This is a genomic window from Pseudorhodoferax sp. LjRoot39 (assembly GCF_964253035.1).
Taxonomy (GTDB): Bacteria; Pseudomonadota; Gammaproteobacteria; order Burkholderiales; family Burkholderiaceae_C; genus Pseudorhodoferax.
The window spans coordinates 2,792,296-2,814,449 of record NZ_CAXUQL020000001.1 but is presented as its reverse complement, the minus strand read 5'-3'; the positions used below and the strand labels follow the sequence as shown (position 1 = coordinate 2,814,449).

The 22,154-nt window shown below is 70.7% G+C and carries 16 protein-coding genes; 5 read left to right on the top strand and 11 right to left on the bottom strand.

Going from position 1 to position 22,154, the window contains the following annotated elements; translation table 11 throughout:
• Window positions 1-3: 3 nt before the first annotated feature.
• Window positions 4-1,020, bottom strand: coding sequence for an RluA family pseudouridine synthase (locus ACSQ4M_RS13270; protein WP_436189985.1), 1,017 nt, complete (start codon window positions 1,018-1,020; stop codon window positions 4-6).
• A gap of 552 nt (window positions 1,021-1,572) precedes the next feature.
• Between ACSQ4M_RS13270 and ACSQ4M_RS13265 the strand changes: the two genes are divergently transcribed.
• On the top strand, window positions 1,573-4,518 hold the full coding sequence (locus ACSQ4M_RS13265; RefSeq protein ID WP_436189984.1) for an Rne/Rng family ribonuclease: 2,946 nt from the start codon (window positions 1,573-1,575) through the stop codon (window positions 4,516-4,518).
• Window positions 4,519-4,732: 214 nt separating this feature from the next.
• Here the strand turns inward: ACSQ4M_RS13265 and ACSQ4M_RS13260 are convergent, their stop codons facing one another.
• The 4 genes from ACSQ4M_RS13260 to hemC are packed head-to-tail and all read right to left on the bottom strand — an operon-like array spanning window position 4,733 to window position 8,772.
• A complete protein-coding gene (locus ACSQ4M_RS13260; protein ID WP_436194005.1) occupies window positions 4,733-6,013 on the bottom strand; it encodes a heme biosynthesis HemY N-terminal domain-containing protein in 1,281 nt (426 codons plus the stop codon).
• An 8-nt stretch (window positions 6,014-6,021) separates the two neighbouring features.
• Window positions 6,022-7,080 carry a uroporphyrinogen-III C-methyltransferase gene (locus ACSQ4M_RS13255; RefSeq protein WP_436189983.1) on the bottom strand — a complete coding sequence of 353 codons (1,059 nt, stop codon included), beginning with the start codon at window positions 7,078-7,080 and terminating at the stop codon, window positions 6,022-6,024.
• Entirely contained in the window at window positions 7,077-7,838 is a 762-nt protein-coding gene (locus ACSQ4M_RS13250; RefSeq protein WP_436189982.1) for a uroporphyrinogen-III synthase, read from the bottom strand. The genes ACSQ4M_RS13255 and ACSQ4M_RS13250 overlap by 4 nt, the downstream gene beginning before the upstream one ends.
• Window positions 7,839-7,845: 7 nt before the next feature.
• Entirely contained in the window at window positions 7,846-8,772 is a 927-nt protein-coding gene (hemC, locus tag ACSQ4M_RS13245) for a hydroxymethylbilane synthase (protein WP_436189981.1), read from the bottom strand.
• 111 nt (window positions 8,773-8,883) lie between these two features.
• On the opposite strand from hemC, the gene ppc reads away from it, so the two are divergent.
• Window positions 8,884-11,814 carry a phosphoenolpyruvate carboxylase gene (gene ppc, locus ACSQ4M_RS13240; protein WP_436189980.1) on the top strand — a complete coding sequence of 977 codons (2,931 nt, stop codon included), beginning with the start codon at window positions 8,884-8,886 and terminating at the stop codon, window positions 11,812-11,814.
• Between the two features lie 26 nt (window positions 11,815-11,840).
• On the opposite strand, the gene ACSQ4M_RS13235 is transcribed toward ppc, so the two are convergent.
• The 4 genes from ACSQ4M_RS13235 to ACSQ4M_RS13220 form a co-directional block, all read right to left on the bottom strand.
• On the bottom strand, window positions 11,841-12,059 hold the full coding sequence (locus tag ACSQ4M_RS13235) for a putative motility protein (protein ID WP_436189979.1): 219 nt from the start codon (window positions 12,057-12,059) through the stop codon (window positions 11,841-11,843).
• Window positions 12,056-13,498, bottom strand: a complete 1,443-nt coding sequence (locus ACSQ4M_RS13230) for a mannose-1-phosphate guanylyltransferase/mannose-6-phosphate isomerase (RefSeq protein ID WP_436189978.1) — start codon at window positions 13,496-13,498, stop codon at window positions 12,056-12,058. Before ACSQ4M_RS13230 ends, ACSQ4M_RS13235 begins: the two co-directional genes overlap by 4 nt.
• Before the next feature lie 29 nt (window positions 13,499-13,527).
• Complete coding sequence (galE, locus tag ACSQ4M_RS13225) at window positions 13,528-14,538, bottom strand: UDP-glucose 4-epimerase GalE (RefSeq protein ID WP_436189977.1); 1,011 nt, start codon at window positions 14,536-14,538, stop codon at window positions 13,528-13,530.
• Between the two features lie 154 nt (window positions 14,539-14,692).
• A complete protein-coding gene (locus tag ACSQ4M_RS13220) occupies window positions 14,693-15,595 on the bottom strand; it encodes a LysR family transcriptional regulator (RefSeq protein ID WP_436189976.1) in 903 nt (300 codons plus the stop codon).
• A gap of 155 nt (window positions 15,596-15,750) precedes the next feature.
• On the opposite strand from ACSQ4M_RS13220, the gene ACSQ4M_RS13215 reads away from it, so the two are divergent.
• Window positions 15,751-16,569, top strand: coding sequence for a Crp/Fnr family transcriptional regulator (locus ACSQ4M_RS13215; protein ID WP_436189975.1), 819 nt, complete (start codon window positions 15,751-15,753; stop codon window positions 16,567-16,569).
• A gap of 3 nt (window positions 16,570-16,572) precedes the next feature.
• On the opposite strand, the gene ACSQ4M_RS13210 is transcribed toward ACSQ4M_RS13215, so the two are convergent.
• Both ACSQ4M_RS13210 and ACSQ4M_RS13205 read right to left on the bottom strand, forming a co-directional pair.
• Window positions 16,573-17,790 (bottom strand): TetR/AcrR family transcriptional regulator, encoded by a 1,218-nt coding sequence (locus ACSQ4M_RS13210; protein WP_436189974.1) that lies wholly within the window; start codon window positions 17,788-17,790, stop codon window positions 16,573-16,575.
• Window positions 17,791-17,824: 34 nt separating this feature from the next.
• Entirely contained in the window at window positions 17,825-19,081 is a 1,257-nt protein-coding gene (locus tag ACSQ4M_RS13205) for an acyl-CoA dehydrogenase family protein (protein WP_436194004.1), read from the bottom strand.
• Window positions 19,082-19,384: 303 nt separating this feature from the next.
• Between ACSQ4M_RS13205 and ACSQ4M_RS13200 the strand changes: the two genes are divergently transcribed.
• Complete coding sequence (locus ACSQ4M_RS13200; protein ID WP_436189973.1) at window positions 19,385-20,545, top strand: acetyl-CoA C-acyltransferase; 1,161 nt, start codon at window positions 19,385-19,387, stop codon at window positions 20,543-20,545.
• A complete protein-coding gene (locus ACSQ4M_RS13195; RefSeq protein ID WP_436189972.1) occupies window positions 20,542-21,804 on the top strand; it encodes a TetR/AcrR family transcriptional regulator in 1,263 nt (420 codons plus the stop codon). Before ACSQ4M_RS13200 ends, ACSQ4M_RS13195 begins: the two co-directional genes overlap by 4 nt.
• Window positions 21,805-22,154: the final 350 nt, after the last annotated feature.

Below are 22,154 nucleotides of genomic sequence, written 5' to 3'. Positions count from 1 at the left end.
TTGTCACCCCTGGCCCGTGACAGCCGGCCGGCAGGCCGCCAGGAAACCGGCCAGATCGGGAGGCAATGCCGCCTCCAGCTGCACCGTCTCGCCACTGGCCGGGTGCGTGAGCCGCAGCCGCCAGGCGTGCAGGAACATGCGCGACAGCCCCTGGCGGACCAGCGCCTTGTTCAGTGCGAAATCGCCGTACTTGTCGTCGCCCGCGATCGCATGGCCCTCGCTGGCCAGGTGCACACGGATCTGGTGCGTGCGGCCGGTCTTGATGGTCACTTCCAGCAGGCTGTAGTCGGCAAAGGTTTCGGCCACCCGCACCAGCGTGATGGACCGCATGCCCTGCGGATCGTCGGCGGCCGCAATGCGCATGCGGCGCTCGCCCTCGGTGCCGGGCTTGCCGGGCAGCAGGTAGCGCACCAGCGGCTTGTCCAGCACCTTGCACTTGGCCGGCCACTGGCCCAGCGCCAACGCGAGGTAGGTCTTGCCGGTCTCGCGCTCGCGGAACTGGTCCTGCAGGTGCCGGAGCGCACTGCGCTTCTTGGCCACCAGCAGCACCCCCGAGGTCTCGCGGTCCAGCCGGTGGACGAGCTCCAGCATGGGGGCGCCGGGCCGGGCCATGCGCAGCTGTTCGATCACGCCGAAATCCACACCGCTGCCACCGTGCACGGCCACGCCGGCCGGCTTGTCGATGGCCAGGAAGGCCTCGTCCTCGTACAGCACCGGAAAGCTGCGGGCCGGCGTGCTGCGCGCCATGGCTTCGGCCTTTTCCTCGGCGCGCTCGGACAGGCGCAGGGGCGGCAACCGCACGCTGTCGCCCAGCGCCAGCCGCGTGGCGGCATCGGCGCGGCCCTTGTTCACGCGCACCTCGCCGCTGCGGATGATGCGGTAGACATGGGTCTTGGGCACGCCCTTGAGCACGCGCAGCAGGTAGTTGTCCAGGCGCTGGCCTTCGGCATCCGGGCCGATTTCAACGAGCTGTGCAGCCGGCGCCGACGGGGCCTGCGCTGCACCTATAATATTTTTCACCAGCGTCTCGGCCTAAGTGCTTGATAAACCACGAGTTTAGAGCACGACTCCGAACACGCTGGGAGGCGATGCCACTTGCAGGCGTCGGCTGCAGACCCCCGGCCCGTGCGGCCTCAGGTGGCAGCCGGTGGCTTTCAAGGCGGGCTGACGCAATTGAAACCCTGATACGGAATACCCCAAACCGGCCTGGCCGGGCTGCCCATGGCAGCGCAGCCAGGCTGGCGGATCAAAGCAAGAACATGGTGTGGAGGCCCCCTTCCCGAACCTGCCAGCCCGGGCGAGCGCCCGCCTGGCCGGGTTTGCGCGCAAGCCACGCACCACCCCGGCACGCCTGGCCGATCGCCGCACCCGCGGCCCGGACAGGCCCTGCACAGCCCTTGCTCCATCCACGCGCCCATGCCCCATTGCGCGAGCCCGATGGCTCGTGAGTGACGGCTCTCCGGCAATTCCCTTCGTTTCAAGCGCGTTCGTTCAGGCATCAAACAGGTTCCCACGGAACCACGACGTTTTGACGACACACCGGGCTCCAGTGGAGCCCAGAGGACGCTACCCATGAAACGGATGCTGATCAATGCCACGCAGGCCGAAGAGCGCCGCCTGGCCATCGTTGACGGGCAGAAGCTGCTCGATTACGAAATCGAGATCGAAGGGCGCGAACAGCGCAAGGGCAACATCTACAAGGCCGTGGTCACGCGGGTCGAGCCATCGCTCGAAGCCTGCTTCGTCGACTACGGCGAAGACCGCCACGGCTTCCTGCCGTTCAAGGAAATCTCCCGCCAGTACTTCGCCGAGGGTGTCTCGGTCAGCCAGGCGCGCATCAACGATGTGATCCGCGAAGGCCAGGAACTGGTCGTGCAGGTCGAGAAGGAAGAGCGCGGCAACAAGGGCGCGGCCCTGACCACCTTCATCTCGCTGGCCGGCCGCTACGTGGTGCTGATGCCCAACAACCCGCGCGGCGGTGGCGTCTCGCGCCGCATCGAGGGCGACGACCGGGCCGAGCTCAAGGAGGCGATGGACCAGCTCGAGTACCCCAAGGGTTCGAGCATCATCGCCCGCACCGCCGGCATCGGCCGCAGCGCCCCCGAACTGCAGTGGGACCTGAACTACCTGCTCAAGCTCTGGAAGGCCGTCGACGAGGCCGCCAAGAGCCTGCGCAAGCCCGAACTCATCTACCAGGAATCCAACCTGGTGGTGCGCGCGCTGCGCGACTACTTCAACCACGACATCGGCGACATCCTGATCGACACCGACGACGTGTATGAGCAGGCGCAGCAGTTCATGGCGCACGTGATGCCCGAGCACGCACCGCGCGTGAAGCGCTACCGCGACGACGCGCCGCTGTTCAGCCGCTTCCAGATCGAGCACCAGATCGAATCGGCCTACGCCCGCACCGTGACGCTGCCCTCCGGCGGCGCCATCGTGATCGACCACACCGAAGCGCTGGTCTCCGTCGACGTGAACTCGGCCCGCTCCATCCGCGGCGGCGACATCGAGGAAACCGCCACCCGCACCAACCTGGAGGCCGCCGAGGAAGTGGCCCGCCAGATGCGCCTGCGCGACCTGGGCGGCCTGATCGTGATCGACTTCATCGACATGGAGGAGTCCAAGAACCGCCGCGAGGTCGAGAACCGGCTGCGCGATTCGCTGCGCCAGGACCGCGCCCGCGTGCAGTTCGGCACCATCAGCAAGTTCGGCCTCATGGAGATGAGCCGCCAGCGCCTGCGCCCAGCGCTGTCCGAAGGCTCCTCGATCCCCTGCCCGCGCTGCGGCGGCTCCGGCCACATCCGCGACACCGAAAGCTCTGCACTGCAGATCCTGCGCATCATCCAGGAGGAGTCGCAAAAGGACAACACGGCCTCGGTGCTGTGCCAGGTGCCGGTCGAGGTCGCCTCGTTCCTGCTCAACGAGAAGCGCACCGAGATCGCCAAGATCGAACTGCGCCAGCGCATCAGCGTGCTGATGGTGCCCAACAAGACGCTGGAAACGCCGAACTACCGCATGGAGCGGCTCAAGCACGACGACCCGCGCCTGGACCAGATGCAGGCCAGCTACAAGCTCGCCGAAGAGGTCGAGGACCGCACCGGCGTCACGCGCCGCTCGCAGGAACCCACCAACAAGCAGACCCCGCTGATCAAGGGCGTGCTGCCCGACGCGCCGGCCCCGCAACCCGTGGCCAAGCCCGTCGAGGCGCCCGCTCCGGCACCTGCGCCGGCACCCGCCGCCTACGTGCCGCCCGTGCACGAGGAAAAGGGCTTCCTCGGCTTCATCAAGAGCCTGTTCGGCGCCCGTCCGGCCCCCGCGCCGGCGCCCGTGGCACCCGCGCCCATGGCTGCACCTGCACCCGCGGCTGCGCCCAAGACGGAAGGCCGTGGTCCGCGCGGCGAAGGCCAGGGCCGTGGTGGCCGTGGCAACCGTGGCCGCAACGGCGAAGGCCGTGAAGGGCGCGAGCCGCGCGAAGGCCGCGAAGGCCGCGAACCGCGCGAGGCCCGCGAGCCGCGTGAACCCCGCGCACCGCGCGCCGACGAGGTCCGCGGCGAAGGCGCCGAGGCCCGCGGCCGTGGCCGCGGTGAACGCCAGGGCGCACGCCAGCGCGCCGATGCCGACGCCCGCAACGAAGGCCAGGCCGCGCTGCCGCTGAATGGCGAAGCAGGCGCAGACCAGGCCCCGGCCGAGCGCCAGCGCCCGCCACGCAATGCCGAGCGCAGCGAACGCGGCGAAGCACGCGAGCCGCGTGAACCCCGTGAGCCACGCGAAGGCGGCCGGGGCCGTGGCCGGGGCCGTGGCGAACGCGAGGAACGTGTGGGCGGCGATGCCGAAGCCACCGGCAACACCGGCGAAGAGGCGGTGAACGATGCACCGGCCCGTGCGGAGCGCACCGATCGCGCGTCTTACTTCTCGGCACCGCAGGCGCCGGAAGCCGCACCACAGGCCGAAGGCACCGCCGAAGCCCCGTCCGCTGACGCAGATGAAGCCGCCCCGCGTGCCGATGCAGAAGAAGCGCCGCGCCGCGAGAAGCGGTCGCGCGACCGCTACGGCCGCGACCGCCGCGAGCGTGGTGGCGAGCGCGGTCCGCGCCCGGCCGACCAAGCCGATGGCGAGACTGCCGACGTGGCACCCGCCATGCCCATCGCGCCGCAAGCCGCGGCCGCACCGGAACCTGTGCAGGCGGCGGTGGCTCCACCCGTGGTGGCCGCACCGGCACCGGCACCCGTGCCTGCACCGGCTCCCGTCGCCACGGCACCCGCCGCGGCCGTCCTGCCCCAGGTGCCGGCCTTCACGCTGCCGGTCGGCGAACTGGAGCAGATCGCGCTTGGCTCCGGCCTGCAGTGGATCTCCACCGACACCGCCAAGAGCGCTGCCGTGCAAGCCGCCATCGCCGCCGAGCCCAAACCCGTGCATGTGCCGCGTGAGCGCCCGCCCGTGGTCCAGATCTCTGACGAGCCGCTGATCCTGGTCGAGACCCGCCGCGACCTGGGCAGCATGCAGCTGCCGTTCTGAAGCCGGTAGCGCCCCAACGAAAAGACCGCCTCTCGAGGCGGTCTTTTTTTTGCCCGGCGTTTTCAGCACACCGGGCTGAGGTCCGGCATGGGATGCGCGGCGTCACCGTGGACGGCGTGCAGAGCGCGGCGCCGGGGTGCAGTCACCAACTCCGGCAGGAGGGCGACGTTGTCGCAGCGCCGCACGCCCGCGGCAGCCTTCGCCGAGCCGGGATCTACAGCAGCGCAGCCTCGCGCAGCGCCTGCTGCGAAGCGACGCTGTCGCCGCGCTGCTCGGCCAGCGCCGCCAGCGCGCGCCAGGCATTGCGCCTGAGCTCCGCATCCTGCAGCCGGCCCTGGGCCTGTGCGAGCAGTTGCTGGGCCTTGCCCCACAGCTGGTGGCGCAGGCAGGCGATGCCGGCCAGGTACTTGAGTTCGGCACTCTCGGGATGCTGGCGCTGGGCGGCCTCGATGCGTTCCAGCCATTGCAGGTCGCTCGCGCCGGCCTCTGCGCCGAAGCCTTCCTCCAGCGCATGGATGAGCTTGACCAGCACCGGCACCTGCTCGCGCAGCTTGGGCGCGCGCAGCAGCTCGTCCCACACCGGCTGCAGCCATTGGCGCGACAAGGCCACATCGCCCTCCAGGGCCGCGAGGCGGTGGCCGGCCTGGATCGCGACCTCGGCCATGGTCTGCTCAGCCGGCTCCAGCTCGGCCCAGGCGCGCTGCAGCTGCACGGGATCGTGTGCGCCCTGGATCAGCTCCAGGGCCAGGCCCTTCAGGATCAGGTGCGCAGCCTCGGGCGAGAACGCCCGGTGCTTGGCCAGCAGCCGCGCCGTCTCCAGCGCCGGCAGGGTCTGGCGCGACAGCCGCGTGGCCTTGAGCCGCGCCCGCAACGCCAGCGTGCGGCGCGATGCACCCTGCGGCATCGCGTCCAGCCACTGCAGCGCAGCCTGCGGATCGCGGTCGGCCAGCGCCCAGCGCGCGGCCTGCAGCTGCACGCCTTCGCGCGTCTCCTGCGCTTCACGCGCTTCGGTTTCCTTGAGCAGCTGCTGCAGGTGCGTTTCGCGCGTCGTGCGGTCCTGCAGCGCGTGGGCGCTCTCGGCGGCCACGAGGTGGGCGGTGGCCCGCAGCTTGCCGGCGTGCTGGACCGGATGCCCGCTGGCTGCCAGCATCTCTTCCTGCTGCAGCGCCGCCTCGGCCGCCTTGCGTGCACGCAGGAAGCGGCCGGCCTGCTGGTGCGTCAGCGCGTCCAGCACGGCGGCGTGCATGGCGCGCTCGCGCTGCTGCAGGCGCCAGCGCTGGGCCTGGCGCGGCATCGAGAACAGGGCCGACAGGCCGCGCAGCGCCAGGTGCAGCAGCACGAAGCCCAGCGCCAGCGTGGCCAGCACCAGGTTCAGCGACAGATCGACGCGGTAGGGCGGCAGGAACAGCGTGACCGTTCCCTGGTTGTTGCCAGCCAGCAGCGCGGCACCGGCCGCCAGACCGAACAGCGCGAGGAACCACAGCAGGGCGCGCATCATGCGGTTCAGCGCCCCGCTGCCGCCGTGGCCAGGGCCGACAGCGTTTCGTCGATGCGCGGCAGCTCCACCGCCTTCAGTTGTGCCTGCACCTCGGACAGCGTGTTGGCGAACTGCTGCGTGCGCCGCGCCGCCGGGTCGAAGTAACGGTGCAGCATGAAGGCCGCGGCCGCGGCATCGGCGCGGGCCGACGGGAATTGCCGCGCCAGCAGGCCCATGCGCACGTTCAGCAGGCGCAGCTTGAGGTTCTCGCGCAGGAAGTAGGTCTGGTCGGGCGCCAGCAGCGCGGCTTCGGGCTGGTCGATGCGCGACACGCGCATGAGCCGCGCGGCCTCGGTCCGCACCAGTTGCCAGATGCGCAGCCACCATTGCTCGGAAGGCGGCTCGGCCTCCACCTGCCCCTTGGCGAGGTTGGCGGCCAGCACGGCGTTGAGCATGGGCACGTCGTCGATTTGGCGCACCAGGTCGTCGAGCTTCTCGAGGATGGTCTGGGTGTCGGCGATCTGCGTGGAGCGGATCGCCTCGGTGTCGCGCGCAACCGCGCGGCGCACGGGCTCCAGCCGCGGCTGGGCCGCCCGTTCGAGGCGTTGGTCGGCCGTGCGCAGCGCCGCCAGCAAGGGCTCGGCCGTCAGCGTCAGCTGGGCCTGCTGCTGGGCCAGCCGCAGCGAGGACTCGAGGTCCACGACCAGGGTCTCGTCACGCGAGCGTGACAGGCTCGCGAGCAACTCGTCGATCTGCCCACGCTGCAGCGTGGCTTCGCCGAGCTTGGTGTCGGTCACGGCCTGGCGGGCAGCGGTCTCGCGGGCGAGATCCTGCGCTTCGCGGGCCGCCGCCCGGGCTTCCATCGCGCGGGCCTGCGTGTCGGCACTTTGCCGGGCGAGGTTTTCCTGCATGCCGCCGACCTTCTGCCACAGCAGGCCGACTGCCGCCAGCGCCAGCACGACCAGCAAGGCGAGGAACAGCACGAGCACCCGCGGTGCGGTGGTGGCCGGCGGCCGGGCTTGGAGGGCTGGCCCTGCAGCGGCCTGGCCCGGCAGGGGTTCTGAAGACAGCTCGGCAGCGTTCATCGGGCGGATTCTATCGACGCGACCATGTCGTCCAGAGCGGGGCGCACGGTGTCGACCCGGCCGAAACCGGCCGCGCGCGCCGCCTCGGCGATGCGCGCATGCGTGGCCAGCGCGCGCGTGGTGCGCCAGTCGGCGCCGGGCAGCAGTTGCTGCAGGTGGCGCACCGCGTCGGAACTGCTGAACAGCCACAGCGCGTCGGTCGCGCCCGCGGCCCGTTCACGCGTTGCCGCATCCCAGCGCGGCAACTGGCGCGCATAGGCGGCCAGCGCATGCACGGTCGCGCCAACGGCCGCGAGCTGGTCGGCCAGCCAGGGCCGGCCCGCCAGGCGGCCATCGGCATCGGTGCCGCGCACGATCAGCACCTGGGCGCCGGCCAGGCTGGCATCGCTGCCGACCAGGCACCACAGCGCCTCGGAGTCGAACTGCGGAGCATCGGCAGGCGGTGCGACCAGTGCCTGCGCCGGCACACCGGCCGCCCGCAGAGCGCGCGCCGTGCCGGGGCCGGTGGCCCAGGCCGCCGTCTGCGCGGGCCAGCCGAGTGCCGCGGGCTTCGCCGCAAAGAAGGCCTCGACCGCGTTGGCGCTCACGAACATGGCGGCGCGGCACTGCGCGAGCTGCGCCCAGGCCTGGGCCACGGGCGCAGGATCGGTGGGGACGATGGCGATCAGGGGCAGCGGCTCGGCCGCAAAGCCGCGTGCGCGCAGCTGCTCGCACCAGTGCAGCGCTTCGCGCAAAGGCCTGGTGACCAGCACGCGCATGCGCGCGTCAGTCCGCCTTGCGGGCACCACCGGCCTGCAGGGCCTCGGCCACCTGCTGGCCCAGTGCTTCGGCGGCAACCAGGCCATCGACAGGGCCCGCGACGTCCGCCCGCACGAGCGCCCCCCGGGTTTCCTGGTCGCCCCAGGCGGCGCGCAGCTGCAAGCGCCCATCGGCCCACAGCGCATGCGCAGCCAGCGGCATCGAGCAGCTGCCCCCCATGGCACGGCTCACGGCGCGCTCGGCGGCCGTGGCCTTCCAGGTCGGTTGGTGCGCGAGCGGCGCCAGCGCGTCCAGCAGGTCGCTGCGGTCGGCCCGCACCTCGATGCCCAAGGCGCCCTGGCCGGCGGCCGGCAGCATGCGCTCGGGTGCGAAGACTTCGCGGATGCGCTCCGCGAGACCCAGGCGCTTGAGGCCGGCGGCCGCCAGCACGATGGCCGCGAACTGGCCTTCGTCGAGCTTGCGCAGCCGTGTGTCCAGGTTGCCGCGCAGCGGCTGGATGTCCAGGTCCGGCCGCAGTGCCTGCAGCAGCACGGTGCGGCGCAGGCTGGAGGTGCCGACCACAGCGCCCTGCGGCAGGGCGTCCAGCGATGCGTATCGCGGGGAGACGAAAGCGTCGCGCGGGTCTTCGCGCTCCAGCACGCAGGCCAGCGCGAAACCGGCCGGCAGCTCCATGGGCACGTCCTTGAGCGAATGCACGGCGATGTCGGCGCTGCCATCTTCGAGCGCGGTCTCCAGCTCCTTGACGAACAGGCCCTTGCCGCCCACCTTGCTCAGCGAGCGGTCCAGGATCTGGTCGCCGCGGGTGGTCATGCCCAGCAATGCAACCGTGTGGCCGCGCTGCTCGAGCAAGGCCTGCACATGCTCGGCCTGCCACAGCGCGAGGCGGCTCTCCCGGGTGGCGATGACGATGGTGGAAGAAGGATGAGAGCGCACGCAGGTAACCAGTTCGTAATCGGCCGCGGGGGCCGGATGCTAGCATGGGGTCAACCCGCATCAGGGCATGGCATTCTTCTTGCAGGGCGCTTGCACAGCCCCCGTTCCAACATGAAAACACAAGACCAGGCGCCCTCTCCCGCCGCTGCCGCCGCGGCCCCTGCCAACGACGAGACGCCCCAGCGCAGCCGTGCCGCGGCGCGCGATGCGGAGCGGCCCCTGGTCGAGGACATCCGCCTGCTGGGGCGACTGCTCGGCGACGTGATCCGCGAGCAGGATGGCGCGCCCGCCTTCGAACTCATCGAGCAGGTGCGCAAGCTCTCGGTCGCCTTCCGCCGCGACGCCGACGAGGAGGCCGACAAGGCGCTCAAGAAGCTGCTCAAGAGCCTGACGGCCGACCAGACCGTCAGCGTGATCCGCGCCTTCACCTACTTCAGCCACCTGGCCAACCTGGCAGAGGACCGCCACCACATCCGCCGCCGCGCCGTGCACGAGCGCGCCGGCAACACGCAGGAAGGCAGCATCGACGTGGCGCTGTCGCGCCTGCGCTGGGCCGGCATCTCGCCCAAGGCCATCGCGATGACGCTGGCCACGAGCTATGTCTCGCCCGTGCTGACCGCCCACCCGACCGAGGTGCAACGCAAGAGCATCCTCGATGCCGAGCGCGACATCGCCCAGTTGCTCACCGCGCGCGACGAAGTGCGCCAGCGTGCCCTGCTGTCCGGCGGCGGCCGCGACGCGCTGACGCCGCGCGAACTCGCCGCCAACGAGGCCCAGCTGCGCGCCCGCGTGATGCAGCTGTGGCAGACGCGGCTGCTGCGCTTTTCCAAGCTCACGGTGGCCGACGAGATCGAGAACGCGCTGTCCTACTACGAGGCGACCTTCCTGCGCGAGATCCCCAAGCTCTACGCGCAACTGGAGCGCGAGCTCGGCAACCAGCCGGTGGCCAGCTTCCTGCGCATGGGCCAGTGGATCGGCGGCGACCGCGACGGCAACCCCAACGTCAGCGCCGAGACCATGGAATACGCCATGCGCCACCAGGCCGAGATGGCGCTGCGCCACTACCTGACCGAGGTGCACCACCTGGGCGCCGAGCTCTCGCTGTCGGCCCGTCTGGTCGACATCCCGGCCGAGATGCAGGCCCTGGCCGAGCGCTCGCCCGACCCCAGCGAGCACCGCAAGGACGAACCCTACCGCCGCGCGCTGACCGGCATGTACGCGCGCCTCGCGGCCACGCTCAAGACGCTGACGGGCGGCGACGCCGCGCGCCATGCCGTCGCGCCGCAGAACGCCTACCTGAAGGCCGAGGACTTCCTGGCCGACCTGCGCACCATCGAGGCCTCGCTCAAGTCGCACCATGGCGCGGCGTTCGCGGCGCAGCGCCTGCATCCGCTGATCCGCGCCGTCGACGTGTTCGGCTTCCACCTGGCCACGCTGGACCTGCGCCAGAGCTCGGACAAGCACGAGGAGGTGGTGGCCGAACTGCTGGCCACGGCACGCCTGGAGCCGAGCTACGCCGCGCTCGACGAGGCGGCCAAGCGCGAACTGCTGCTGCGCCTGCTCAACGACGCCCGCCCGCTGCGCGTGCTGGGCGCGCAGTATTCCGACCTGGCCCGCCACGAACTCGCGATCTTCGAGAACGCGCGCAGCGTACTGCAGCGCTACGGCCGCAACGCGATCCGCCACTACATCATCAGCCACACCGAAACCGTCAGCGACCTGCTGGAGGTGCTGCTGCTGCAGAAGGAAGTCGGCCTCATGCACGGCCTGCTGGACGACGCCCGGGCCAAGGGCGCGCGCGGCGAAGGCGCCAGTTGCGACCTGATCGTGGTGCCGCTGTTCGAGACCATCGAGGACCTGCGCAACGCCGCGCCCATCATGCGCGAGTTCTACGCGCTGCCCGGCATCGCACGGCTGGTGCAGCGCTCCGGTGGCGAGCAGGACATCATGCTGGGCTACTCGGACAGCAACAAGGACGGCGGCATCTTCACGAGCAACTGGGAGCTCTACCGCGCCGAGCTGGCCCTGGTCGAGCTGTTCGACGAACTCGCCGGCAGCCACGACATCACGCTGCGCATGTTCCACGGCCGCGGCGGCACCGTCGGCCGCGGCGGCGGCCCGAGCTACCAGGCCATCCTGGCGCAGCCGCCCGGCACCGTGCGCGGCCAGATCCGGCTGACCGAACAGGGCGAGGTGATCGGCTCCAAGTACGCCAACCCCGAGATCGGCCGGCGCAACCTGGAGACCCTGGTCGCCGCCACGCTGGAGGCCACGCTGCTGCAGCCGACCAAGGCCGCCACGCCGGCCTTCCTCGACGCGGCCGCCCTGCTCTCGGAGGCCAGCATGCGCGCCTACCGGCATCTGGTCTACGAGACGCCGGGCTTCACCGACTACTTCTTCGAGTCCACGCCGATCCGCGAGATCGCCGAGCTCAACATCGGCTCGCGCCCGGCCTCGCGCAAGGCCAGCCAGAAGATCGAAGACCTGCGCGCCATCCCCTGGGGCTTCAGCTGGGGCCAGTGCCGGCTCACGCTGCCGGGCTGGTACGGCTTCGGCTCGGCGGTCGAGACCTTCCTGGCTGGCGACGGGCAGGACGAGGCCGCCGCGGGCCGCAAAAAGGTGACCGCCGCCAAGGACCGCCTGGCCCTGCTGCAGAAGATGTACCGCCAGTGGCCCTTCTTCCGCACGCTGCTGTCCAACATGGACATGGTGCTGGCCAAGAGCGACCTGCAGCTGGCCTCGCGCTATGCCGAACTGGTCAGCGACGCGCGGCTGCGCAAGAAGGTGTTCGGCGCGATCGAGGCCGAGTGGCAGCGCACGGCGCAGGCACTGGCGCAGATCACGGGCGAGAAGCAGCGCCTGTCCGGCAACGCATCGCTGCAGCGCTCGATCCGCCACCGCTTCCCCTACATCGACCCGCTGCACCACCTGCAGGTGGAACTGGTGCGCCGCTACCGCGCCGGCCAGGCCGACGAGCGCGTGCGCACCGGCATCCACATCTGCATCAACGGGATCTCGGCCGGGCTGCGCAACACCGGCTGAGCCGCTTCACGCGGCGGGGCCGCGGCTCAGGCGTAGACGTCGAGCCGCGTGCCCAGCATGCCCTGCGGCACGGGCGGTGGCGGCGGCAAGGATTCGATGAGCGCCGCCGCCGCGGCTTCCTGGGCGTCCAGGGCCTTCTTCAGCACGCGCAGCTGGACGCTGGCTTGCACCCCGTCGGCCGGCGCCGACGACGACGCCGCACTGGCCGTGGCGGCCTGGACTGCGGACGTGCTGGCGATGTTCATTGCGAGCGGCCGTAGACATCCTCGAAGCGCACGATGTCGTCCTCCCCGAGGTAGCTGCCCGACTGCACTTCGATCATCTCCAGCGGCAGGCGGCCCGGGTTTTCCAGCCGGTGCGTGGAGCCCAGCGGGATGTAGGTCGACTCGTTCTCTGAGACCAGGTAGCTTTCCTTGTCGCGCGTGACCCTGGCCGTGCCAGAGACCACGATCCAGTGCTCGGCGCGGTGGTGGTGCATCTGCAGCGACAGCTGGCCGCCCGGCTTGACCACGATGCGCTTGACCTGAAAGCGCGCCCCGTTGTCCACGCTGTCGTACCAGCCCCAGGGCCGGAACACCTTGCGGTGCAGCTGGCCTTCGGAGCGGCCTTCGCGCTTGAGCGCGTCGACGATCTTCTTGACGTCCTGCGTCTTGTCCTTGTTGGCCACCAGCACGGCGTCGGCGGTTTCCACCACGATCAGGTTGTCCACGCCCACGCAGGCGATCAGCCGGCCTTCGGACAGCGCCAGCGTGTTGTGGCTGTCGTGCAGCAGCACGTCGCCCTGCTTCACGTTGCCGCTCTCATCCTTGGGCAGCACCTGCCACAGCGCGTCCCAGGCGCCCACGTCGGACCAGCCGGCCGACAGCGGCAGCACCACGCCGGCGGGCAGGTCTTCGCGGCCGCCGGCAGCCAGGCGCTCCATGACGGCGTAGTCGATGGAGTCGCTCGGGCAGGCCGTGAAGGCGGCCTTGTCCACGCGCAGGAACTCGCCATCGGCCGAGCCCTTGGCGAAGGCGTCTTCGCAGGCGGCCAGGATGTCGGCGCGGCAGGCCGCGATCGCCGCCAGCCAGACCGAGGCCTTGAGCATGAACAGCCCGCTGTTCCAGGCGTAGCCGCCCGCGTCCAGGTAGCCCTGGGCGGTGGCGCGGTCGGGCTTCTCGACGAAACGCGCGATGCGGTGCGCGCCCCCCTCGAAGGCCGCGCCGGACTGGATGTAGCCGTAGCCGGTCTCGGGCGTGTCGGGCGTGATGCCGAAGGTCACCACGGCGCCGGCCTCGGCCAGTTGCGCGCCCTGCACCACGACGGCCTGGAAGGCCGGCACATCGACGATCACATGGTCGGCCGGCATCACCAGCAGCACCGGGTCGGCGCCGTCGCGGCGCGCCGCCAGCGCGGCCAGCGTCAGCGCGGGTGCGGTGTTGCGGCCAGAAGGCTCCAGCACGATGGTGCCGGGCTTGCCCATCAGGCGCAGCTGCTCGGCGATGACGAAGCGGTACTCCTCGTTGGAGACCACCATGGGCGCGGCGACGGACACGCCGGCCAGGCCCTCGACACGGCGCACCGTGGCCTGCAGCAGCGAATCCTCGCCGATCAGCGGCAGCAGCTGCTTGGGGTACTTCTCGCGCGACAGCGGCCACAGGCGGGTGCCGGAGCCACCGGACAGGACAACAGGTTGGATCAGCATGGTTGCTTCAGACGGAGTTGGAATCGGGTTCAGGCGGCGTAGCCGTTGGGATTGCTGCTCTGCCAGCGCCAGGCGTCCTGGCACATGGCCACGAGGTCGCGTTCGGCACGCCAGCCCAGCACGGCCAGCGCCGCGGCCGGGTCGGCATAGCAGGAGGCCACGTCGCCGGCGCGGCGCGGCGCCAGCTGGTAAGGCACGGGCTTGCCACTGGCCTCTTCGAAGGCGCGCACCATGTCGAGCACGCTGTAGCCGGTGCCGGTGCCCAGGTTGACGGTGAGGCCGCCCTCCTGCGTCTGCAGCCGCTCGAGCGCACGCAAATGGCCGACGGCCAGGTCCACCACGTGGATGTAGTCGCGCACCCCGGTGCCGTCGGGCGTCGGGTAGTCGTTGCCCCAGACCTGCAGCTGCTCGCGCCGGCCGATGGCCACCTGGGCCACGTAAGGCATCAGGTTGTTCGGCACGCCGCGCGGGTCCTCGCCGATCAGGCCGCTGGCATGCGCGCCCACCGGGTTGAAGTAGCGCAGGATGGCGATGCGCCAGGACGCGTCGCTCACCTGCAGGTCGCGCAGCATGTCCTCGATCATGAGCTTGCTGCGGCCATAGGGGTTGGTGGCCGACAGCGGATGGTCCTCTGTCAGCGGCAGGCGCTGCGGGTCGCCGTAGACCGTGGCCGACGAGCTGAACACCAGCTGCTGCACACCGCATTCGCGCATGGCCTCCAGCAGGCGCAGCGTGCCCACGACGTTGTTGTCGTAATAAGAGAGCGGCTGCTGCACCGATTCGCCCACGGCCTTGAGCCCGGCGAAGTGGATCACGGCGCTCGCGCCGCTCGTCTTCAATGCATCGACGAGCGCGGCCCGGTCGCGGATGTCGCCACGCACCAGTCTGGGCGCCTTGCCCGCGATGCGTTCGATGCGCGCCACCGACTCGGGGTTGCTGTTACAAAAATTGTCAAAAATGGTGACGTCGTGGCCGGCTTGCAGCAGTTCGACGCAGACATGGGAGCCGATGTAGCCGGCGCCGCCGGTGACAAGAATCATGTGGTGTTCTTTGCAATGCCGGCGCAGGCCGGCGGGAGATGGTTCTTGCCGCGCCGTTCGAGGCTCTGGGCCCTCCGGCGACTGTGGCGCGGCAAGAATAGCATGGGCCGTGCCAACCCTTGTGTCAGCCATGCAGCGGCCAGGGAAGGCCCCATCAGCCTTGCAGCGCCTCCAGGAAGGCCCTGCGGAACCACTGCGACGCCGGGTCCGCATCGGCCGTCGCATGCCAGTACACGAAGGTTTCCAGCGCCGGCAACGCCACCGGCAGGGCCAGCACCTGGATGCCGGCCTGGACGTTGTCCAGCTCGGCCTGCGAGCGCGACATGGTGGCCAACAGGTCGGTGCGCGCGACGATGGCGCTGGCGGCGCCGTGGCGCTGGCAGCGCACGCGGATCCGGCGCCGCATGCCCAGGCGGCCGAGCGCCACGTCTTCGAGCCCGACGCCGCGCCGACGCCCCGTCACCAGCACATGCTCCTGCGCCAGGTAGGCCTCCATGTCGAAGCCCGGGCCGATGGCCGGATGGCCGATCCGGGCCAGCACCACGAGTTCGCTCGCGCCGATCTGCTGGCGCCGGATCTCCGCCGTCAGCGGCAAGCCGATGTCCAGCGCCAGGTCGAGCTCGCCGCTGCGCAGGTCTTCCTCCAGGTTGCCGCGGTCGGCCCGCACCGTGGCCAGCCGGATGCCGGGCGCCTCGCGCGCCACGCGCTCGGCCAGGTCCGGCAGGAAGGACAGTTCGGCCGAACCGCTGGTCGCCACCTTGAACAGCCGCTGGCTGCTGGCCGGGTCGAACTGCCCGACCTGCCGCAGCGCCTGGTCCAGCCCGCCGAGCGAGGAGCGCACCGTGCCGGCCAGGCTGCGCGCCATTGGCGTGGGCGTCATCACATTGCCCTGGCGCTCGAACAGCGGGTCGCCCAGCAGTTCGCGCAAGCGCGCCAGCGCATGGCTCACCGCGGGCTGCGACAGGTGCAGCTGGCGCGCAGCCGCCGTGATGCCGCGCTCGCGGTAGATCGCGTCGAAGACGGCGAACAGGTTCAGGTCGATTCGGGACAGCTGCATGGTCTCGCGCCAGGGTTGGGCAGGCTATGCACGCGGCACATACCGCGTGATGCGCACATTGCATTCGCCATCGGAAGGCACCGCTGGCAAGCTGCGGGTCTCCCCGGCCTGCCGTCAGCGGGCCATTGTCCTTCCTCTGCCACGCCGCTCCACACGTGAACCTGCACGCTTCCGCCGTCTCCGACCGCTTCGTTCCGCTGCACGCCCTGGTCTGGCGCCCCGAGCCTGGCTCGAATGCGAACCTGCGTTCCTGGACGCTGGAGCGGCCACGGCCGCCCCTGGCCTCACCGGCGCAACAGCGCACCCTGCTGGCGGCCGATTGGCTGGCCGACGTGGGCAGCGCCGCACGCGAAGCGCTCGTGGAGTCGCTGCAACCCAGCACCGTGAAGGCCGGCGAGCAGATCCTGCACCAGGGTGCGCAGGCCACGGCCTGGCACGGCGTGGCCAGCGGCGCGGTGCGCCTGAACAGCGTCAGCGCCTCGGGCCGGCAACTGAGCACCGCGCTCGTCGCGCCGGGCGAATGGTTCGGCGAAGGCGTGGCCGGCGACCTGCCCGAGGCCTGCAGTGCGCACGCCCATGTCGACAGCGTGGTGGTCTCGCTGCGCGCCGACGCGCTGCGCCGGCTCACCGCCCACCATGCCGACCTGCGCCACGCCTTGCTGCGCTGGAGTTCGGCCCGCCAGAGCGCCTGGATGCACGCCGTGCTCGAAGCCGCGAGCGCGCCGCTGAGCCAGCGCCTGGCCGCCTGCCTGCTCGACCTGGGCCAGCGCTTCGGCCAGCCGCAGGACGAAGGCTTCCGCGTGGCGCTGCCGCTCACGCAGACCGACCTGGCGCAGCTGGTCGCCACCAGCCGCCAGCGCCTGAACCAGGGCATGCAGGACCTGCGCCGCATCCGCGTGCTGGACACCCAGGACGGCCTGCTCAACGTGCTGTCGACCGAAGTCCTGCAGCGCCGCGCCGGCCTGTTCGGCTGAGCCTTACTCCAGCCCCATCAGCAAGGGCCGCACGTAGAGTTCCACGGCCGCCTGCGGCGTCGTGCCCGGCACGAAGCGCTGCAGCTCCGCCGCGGCGTTGATGCCCACCATCGCCAGCTGCGCCGCCTGCATCGGGTCCAGCGGCCGGACCGAGCCGTCCACCATGCCGCCCACCACCAGCGAGGCCAGCCGCTCGCCGATGCGGCCCAGCGCCTGGCGGATGCGGCTGCGCTCGGCCGCGTCCGGCAGCGCGGGCACGGCCGACCACTGCAGCAGCGGGCTGCCGTCGGGCGTGATCTGGAACAGCACCAGCGCGCGCACCACCGCGCTGAGCCGCTCCCAGCCGCTCGCCTCCATCCGCTCGGCCTGGGCCAGCGCCTGGCGCACGATGGCGAAGGTCTGGTCGAAGCAGCAGGCGACGAGGTCGTCCTTGGTCTCGTTGTGGTAGTAGAAGCCGCCCTTGGTCATGTTCAGCCGCTCGGCGATGCGGTTGACCGAGGCACCGCGGTACCCCTGCTCGTTGATGAGCTGCGTGGCCGTGCGCAGGAAGGCGGCCGAGGGCGAGAGGTCGGCCGAGCCCAGTTGCCAGCGCGCCTCGCAACCCTGGTCCTGCCAGCGCGCACCGGGCGCCATGAGCCCGCGCAGCAACAGCCCCAGCATGCTGTCGGCCACGGCGCAGAAGCGCTCGGGCTCGTGCCGCAGCAGCCACACGCGCTGCGCGTTGACCACGCCCAGCACGATGTGCGTGCGCGCATTGGCGGCGCTGCGGTCCGCCGTGGCCTCGTCGTCGTTGAGCAGGCGGCGCAGCCGGCGGAACATGTCTTCGTAGGCCGCGTACACGGGCACCATGTGCTCGCCACGCAGCGCACGCAGGTCGTGAAAGCGCGTCACGGGCGCATGCCGGCCCTGCTCCACCGACGCCTGCAGCTCCGCGTGCGCCCGCAGCAGCGCGCCCAGCCGCGCCGGCAGGCCGGTCTGCGCCATGGCCGCGTCGGTCAGGCGGTTGTAGAGATCGATGCTGCGCAGGTAGCAGGCCGCCGCCAGGTCTTCCTTGCGCCGGAAGTAGTAGGTGACGCTGTTCTTGACGAGACCGACACCCTCGGCCACGGCCGACAGCGTGGTGCCGCGGATGCCGTGCTCGTTGAGCAGGCCGGACGCAGAGGCGATCAGCGCCTCGCGCTTGTCGGCGAACTTGGTGGTCTGCGCGGGAGAGGTGTTCATGGGGCGGCCGCGATTGTCCGCGAGCCGCCGCCGTTCAGTTCCGGAACACCGCCGCCATGCTGGCGTCGTCTTCCTTGCCACCCTCGTGCATGCGGATCTCGTTGCGGCCCACCACGAGGTGGTGCACCTCGTCCGGGCCGTCCGCCAGGCGCAGCGTTCGCTGCTGCGCGTACATGTGGGCCAGCGGCGTGTGCTGCGACACGCCCAGCGCGCCGTGCATCTGGATCGCCTGGTCGATGATCTTGCAGACACGCTCGGGCACCATGGCCTTGACCATGTGCACCCACTGGCGCGCCTCGCGGTTGCCCAGCACGTCCATGGCTTTGGCGGCCTTGAGCACCATCAGCCGCATGCTCTCGATCTCGATGCGCGCGCGCGAGATGATCTCCACGTTGCCGCCCAGCCAGGCCAGCTGCTTGCCGAAGGCCTCGCGCGAGATGCCGCGCTCGACCATCAGGTCCAGCGCCTTCTCGGCTGCGCCGATGGAGCGCATGCAGTGGTGGATGCGACCCGGGCCCAGGCGCAGCTGCGAGATCTCGAAGCCGCGGCCCTCGCCCAGCAGCATGTTGGACTTGGGCACGCGCACGTTGTCGAACACGATGTGCATGTGGCCGTGCGGCGCATGGTCCTCGGCGAACACATGCATGGCACCGATGATCTTCACGCCCGGGGTGTCGGTCGGCACCAGGATCATGGACTGCTGCTTGTGCGAAGGCGCATCGGGGCTGGTGCGCACCATGGTGATCAGGATCTTGCAGCGCGGGCTGCCCGCGCCCGAGATGTAGTGCTTCTCGCCGTTGATGACCCACTCGTCGCCATCGAGCACCGCGCTGGTGGCCACGTTCTTGGCGTCCGATGAGGCGTGGTGCACCTCGGTCATCGCGTAGGCCGAGCGGATCTCGCCGTTCAGCAGCGGCTTGAGCCAGCGCTCCTTCTGCTCGGGCGTGCCCACGCGCTCCAGCACCTCCATGTTGCCGGTGTCGGGCGCCGAGCAGTTCATGCTCTCGCTGGCCAGCGGCACCTTGCCGAGCTCCGACGCGATGTAGGCGTAGTCCAGGTTCGACAGGCCCTCGCCGGTCTCGGCGTCGGGCAGGAAGAAGTTCCACAGGCCTTCCTTCTTGGCCTGGTCCTTCGCGGCGTTGAGCAGCTCCAGCTGGCCCGGCGCGTACTGCCAGCGCTCTGCGCCCACGCGGTTCTTGCCCAGCTCTTCGTACTTGGCGGCCATCGGCGTCACGGTCTCGGCGACGAAGCGCTTGACGTGCTCGTACAGCGGCAAGGCCTTGGCGGACATGCGCAGGTCGTTCAGTTCGTCGGTGGGATTGAACCCGAATGCCGGGGTGGGTTTGCTCATGGTCAGGGGTCTCCAGGCGTGCTGTTGATCGGTGTGTCTGTCGGTTGTTTCAGACATGCAGTATGGAAGATCGCCATGCGCCGCGGAGTCCAATCCGCGACAGCGGCTTACAGGGTTTGCACCGAGCAGCATGGCCGACTGCACCGCTACCATTTTTGGCGTTTCATCCCTGGGGTACGGCTTGTCCCGCACCGGACACGCAGCCCGCCCCGCGCTCTTCATCCCCAACCCACAGGACACCCCATGCGCCAAGCCGTCATCGTCTCCTATGCCCGCACCGGCCTCGCCAAGGCCGGCCGCGGCGGCTTCAACGACACGCCCGCCATGACCATGCTGGGCCATGCCATCCGCCATGCCGTGCAACGCTCGGGCGCCGACCCGGCCGAGGTCGAGGACGTGATCGCCGGCTGCGTGGCCTCGTCGGGCAACGTGGCGCGCGCCGCCGCGCTGCTGGCCGGCCTGCCCGTCACCACGGCCGGCATGACGCTGCACCGCGCCTGCTCCTCGGGCCTGAACGCCATCGCCGTGGCAGCGCACCACATCGTCGAGGGCAACGCCGACGTCATGGTCGGCGGCGGCGTGGACTCCATCAGCCTGCAGGGCGGCGGCGGCGGCGGCCGCGACCCCCTCCTTGAGCAGCAGCATCCCGCCTTCTGGATGCCGATGATCGACACCGCCGACATCGTGGCCGAGCGCTACGGCCTGTCGCGCCAGTACCAGGACGAGTACGCGCTGCGCTCGCAGCAGCTGATGGCCGCGGCCCAGGAGGCCGGCAAGTTCAAGGACGAGATCGTCCCGGTCAAAACGCGCATGAAGGTCGTCGACAAGGTGACCAAGGCCGAGAGCTACGTGGATGCCGTGGTCGACCGCGACGAGTGCAACCGGCCCGACACCACGCTCGCCGGCCTGGCCAAGCTGGAGCCCGTCAAGGGCCCGGGCAAGTTCGTCACCGCGGGCAACGCGAGCCAGCTGTCCGACGGCGCCGCCGCCGTCGTGCTCATGGAAGCCAGGGAGGCCGAGCGCCGCGGCCTGCAGCCGCTGGGCGCGTTCAAGGGCTGGGCCGTGGCCGGCTGCGAGCCCGACGAGATGGGCATCGGCCCCGTGTTCGCCATCCCGCGCCTGCTGGAACGCCACGGCCTGAAGATCCAGGACATCGACCTGTGGGAGCTCAACGAGGCCTTCGCGAGCCAGTGCCTGTACAGCCGCGACAAGCTGGGCATCGACCCCGACATCTACAACGTCAACGGCGGCTCGATCGCCATCGGCCACCCCTTCGGCATGACCGGCGCGCGCCTCACGGGCCACGTGCTCATGGAAGGCAAGCGCCGCGGCGCCAAGCATGTCGTGGTGTCCATGTGCATCGGCGGCGGCATGGGCGGCGCGGGCCTGTTCGAGGTGTTGTGACGGCGGCTGCTGCGCCCACACGCCGGCGCCCTGCCACCCAGGCGCCGGCCAGCCGCACCACCGACCGCTTCCAGGTCAAGCGCGAGGCCATCCTGGCTGCCGCGGCCGAGGAGTTCAACCGGCATGGCATGAAGGGCGTCACGCTGGCCGGCGTGGCCGAGCGCGTGGGCCTGCACAAGGCCAGCGTGGGCTACTACCACCGCCGCAAGGAAGACCTCGCGGCCGACTGCATGCTGCAGGCAGTGGCGGCCATGCACGAGGTGGTGAAGGCCGCGCTGGCCGAGCCCACGCCCGAGCGCCGCATCCGCGCCTTCCTGCATGGCCAGGCCGCGCTGCTGGCCGACATCGCCACGGGCCGGCGCGGCGCGCTGGTCTCGTTCAACGAGATCCGCGCGCTGGCCACGCCGCAGGTGGACCAGGTAGTCGCGGCCTACAACGCGCTGTTCCGCAGCCTGCGCGAATGCTTCCCCAGCGCCGGCTGGAACCCGGCCCAGCGCAATGCGCGCACGCACCTGCTGCTGGCCCTGGCCAACATCATGCGCACCTGGATCGACCGCTACGAGCCCCAGGACTATCTGCTGGCCGCCGACGCGCTGGCCGAGTTGCTGCTCGGCGGCCTGGCCACCGACCCGCGGCGCTGGCAGGCCCAGCCCGGCCCGGTTCTGCAGGCCACGCAGGCCGAAGGCACCGAGGTGCGCGAGGCCTTCCTGCGCGCGGCCACGGCGCTGGTCAACGAACAGGGTTTCCGCGGCGCCTCGGTCGACGCGATCTCGGCCCGGCTGCACCTGACCAAGGGCTCGTTCTACCACCACCATGCGAGCAAGGACGATCTCGTCGCCCAGTGCTTCGCGCGCAGCTTCGACGTGATCCGCCAGACCCAGCTGCAGGCCATGGCGCAGACCGCCTCGGGCTGGGAGCGGCTCGTGGCCAGCAGCTGCGCGCTGGTGCGCTTCCAGCTGTCCGAGGCCGGGCCGCTGCTGCGCTCTTCGGCGCGCAGCGTGCTGGCCGAGGGCGCACGCCACGACCCCATCCAGCGCGGCAACCAGCTGACCGAGCGCTTCGGCCTGTTCATCGTGGACGGCATGCGCGAAGGCGCCATCCGCCCCGTCGATGCCAGCCTGGCCGCGCAGCAGGTGGCCGGCATGGTCAACGCCGCCTCGTCGCTGCGCACCTGGGTGGCCGGCATCGACATGGACGATGCCGTGCCGCTCTACGCCCAACCGCTGTTCACCGGCATCCTGGCGCCGCCGGGAGGTTGAGGTGGAGATGACAACCCCAGCCCACACCCCATACCGCGGCCGAGCGCAGCAAAGGCCCGAGCCCCAGGCCGAGCGCAGCGATGGCCCGGATCGGCATTTCCCCTGTGCCCCTGCCGAGGAGCGCAGTGCCATGGGCTGCGCGGGGAACCTCGCGCTTCAACATCTGACTCATTGCGCTTGTCCGAGCGTAGTGAGCGAAGCGAACGGTGCGAGTTGCGCAATGCAGCCCATGGCGCGAGCACCGCAGGTTGCCCGGAGCGCTAGCGTAGGGACAGGGGCACCGGGGTCGCCTTCTCTTTGCTTACTTTCTCTTGGCGAAGCAAGAGAAAGTAAGTCGGGGTGTGGGGGTG

What these genes read in the sequence shown, in the direction of transcription:
- ACSQ4M_RS13265 (WP_436189984.1), top strand. Translation starts at nt 1,573, where the DNA reads ATGAAACGGATGCTGATCAATGCCACGCAGGCCGAAGAGCGCCGCCTG.
- ACSQ4M_RS13260 (WP_436194005.1), bottom strand. Translation starts at nt 6,013, where the DNA reads ATGCGCGCCCTGCTGTGGTTCCTCGCGCTGTTCGGTCTGGCGGCCGGT.
- ACSQ4M_RS13255 (WP_436189983.1), bottom strand. Translation starts at nt 7,080, where the DNA reads ATGAACGCTGCCGAGCTGTCTTCAGAACCCCTGCCGGGCCAGGCCGCT.
- ACSQ4M_RS13250 (WP_436189982.1), bottom strand. Translation starts at nt 7,838, where the DNA reads ATGCGCGTGCTGGTCACCAGGCCTTTGCGCGAAGCGCTGCACTGGTGC.
- ppc (WP_436189980.1), top strand. Translation starts at nt 8,884, where the DNA reads ATGAAAACACAAGACCAGGCGCCCTCTCCCGCCGCTGCCGCCGCGGCC.
- ACSQ4M_RS13235 (WP_436189979.1), bottom strand. Translation starts at nt 12,059, where the DNA reads ATGAACATCGCCAGCACGTCCGCAGTCCAGGCCGCCACGGCCAGTGCG.
- ACSQ4M_RS13230 (WP_436189978.1), bottom strand. Translation starts at nt 13,498, where the DNA reads ATGCTGATCCAACCTGTTGTCCTGTCCGGTGGCTCCGGCACCCGCCTG.
- galE (WP_436189977.1), bottom strand. Translation starts at nt 14,538, where the DNA reads ATGATTCTTGTCACCGGCGGCGCCGGCTACATCGGCTCCCATGTCTGC.
- ACSQ4M_RS13220 (WP_436189976.1), bottom strand. Translation starts at nt 15,595, where the DNA reads ATGCAGCTGTCCCGAATCGACCTGAACCTGTTCGCCGTCTTCGACGCG.
- ACSQ4M_RS13210 (WP_436189974.1), bottom strand. Translation starts at nt 17,790, where the DNA reads ATGAACACCTCTCCCGCGCAGACCACCAAGTTCGCCGACAAGCGCGAG.
- ACSQ4M_RS13205 (WP_436194004.1), bottom strand. Translation starts at nt 19,081, where the DNA reads ATGTCCGCCAAGGCCTTGCCGCTGTACGAGCACGTCAAGCGCTTCGTC.
- ACSQ4M_RS13200 (WP_436189973.1), top strand. Translation starts at nt 19,385, where the DNA reads ATGCGCCAAGCCGTCATCGTCTCCTATGCCCGCACCGGCCTCGCCAAG.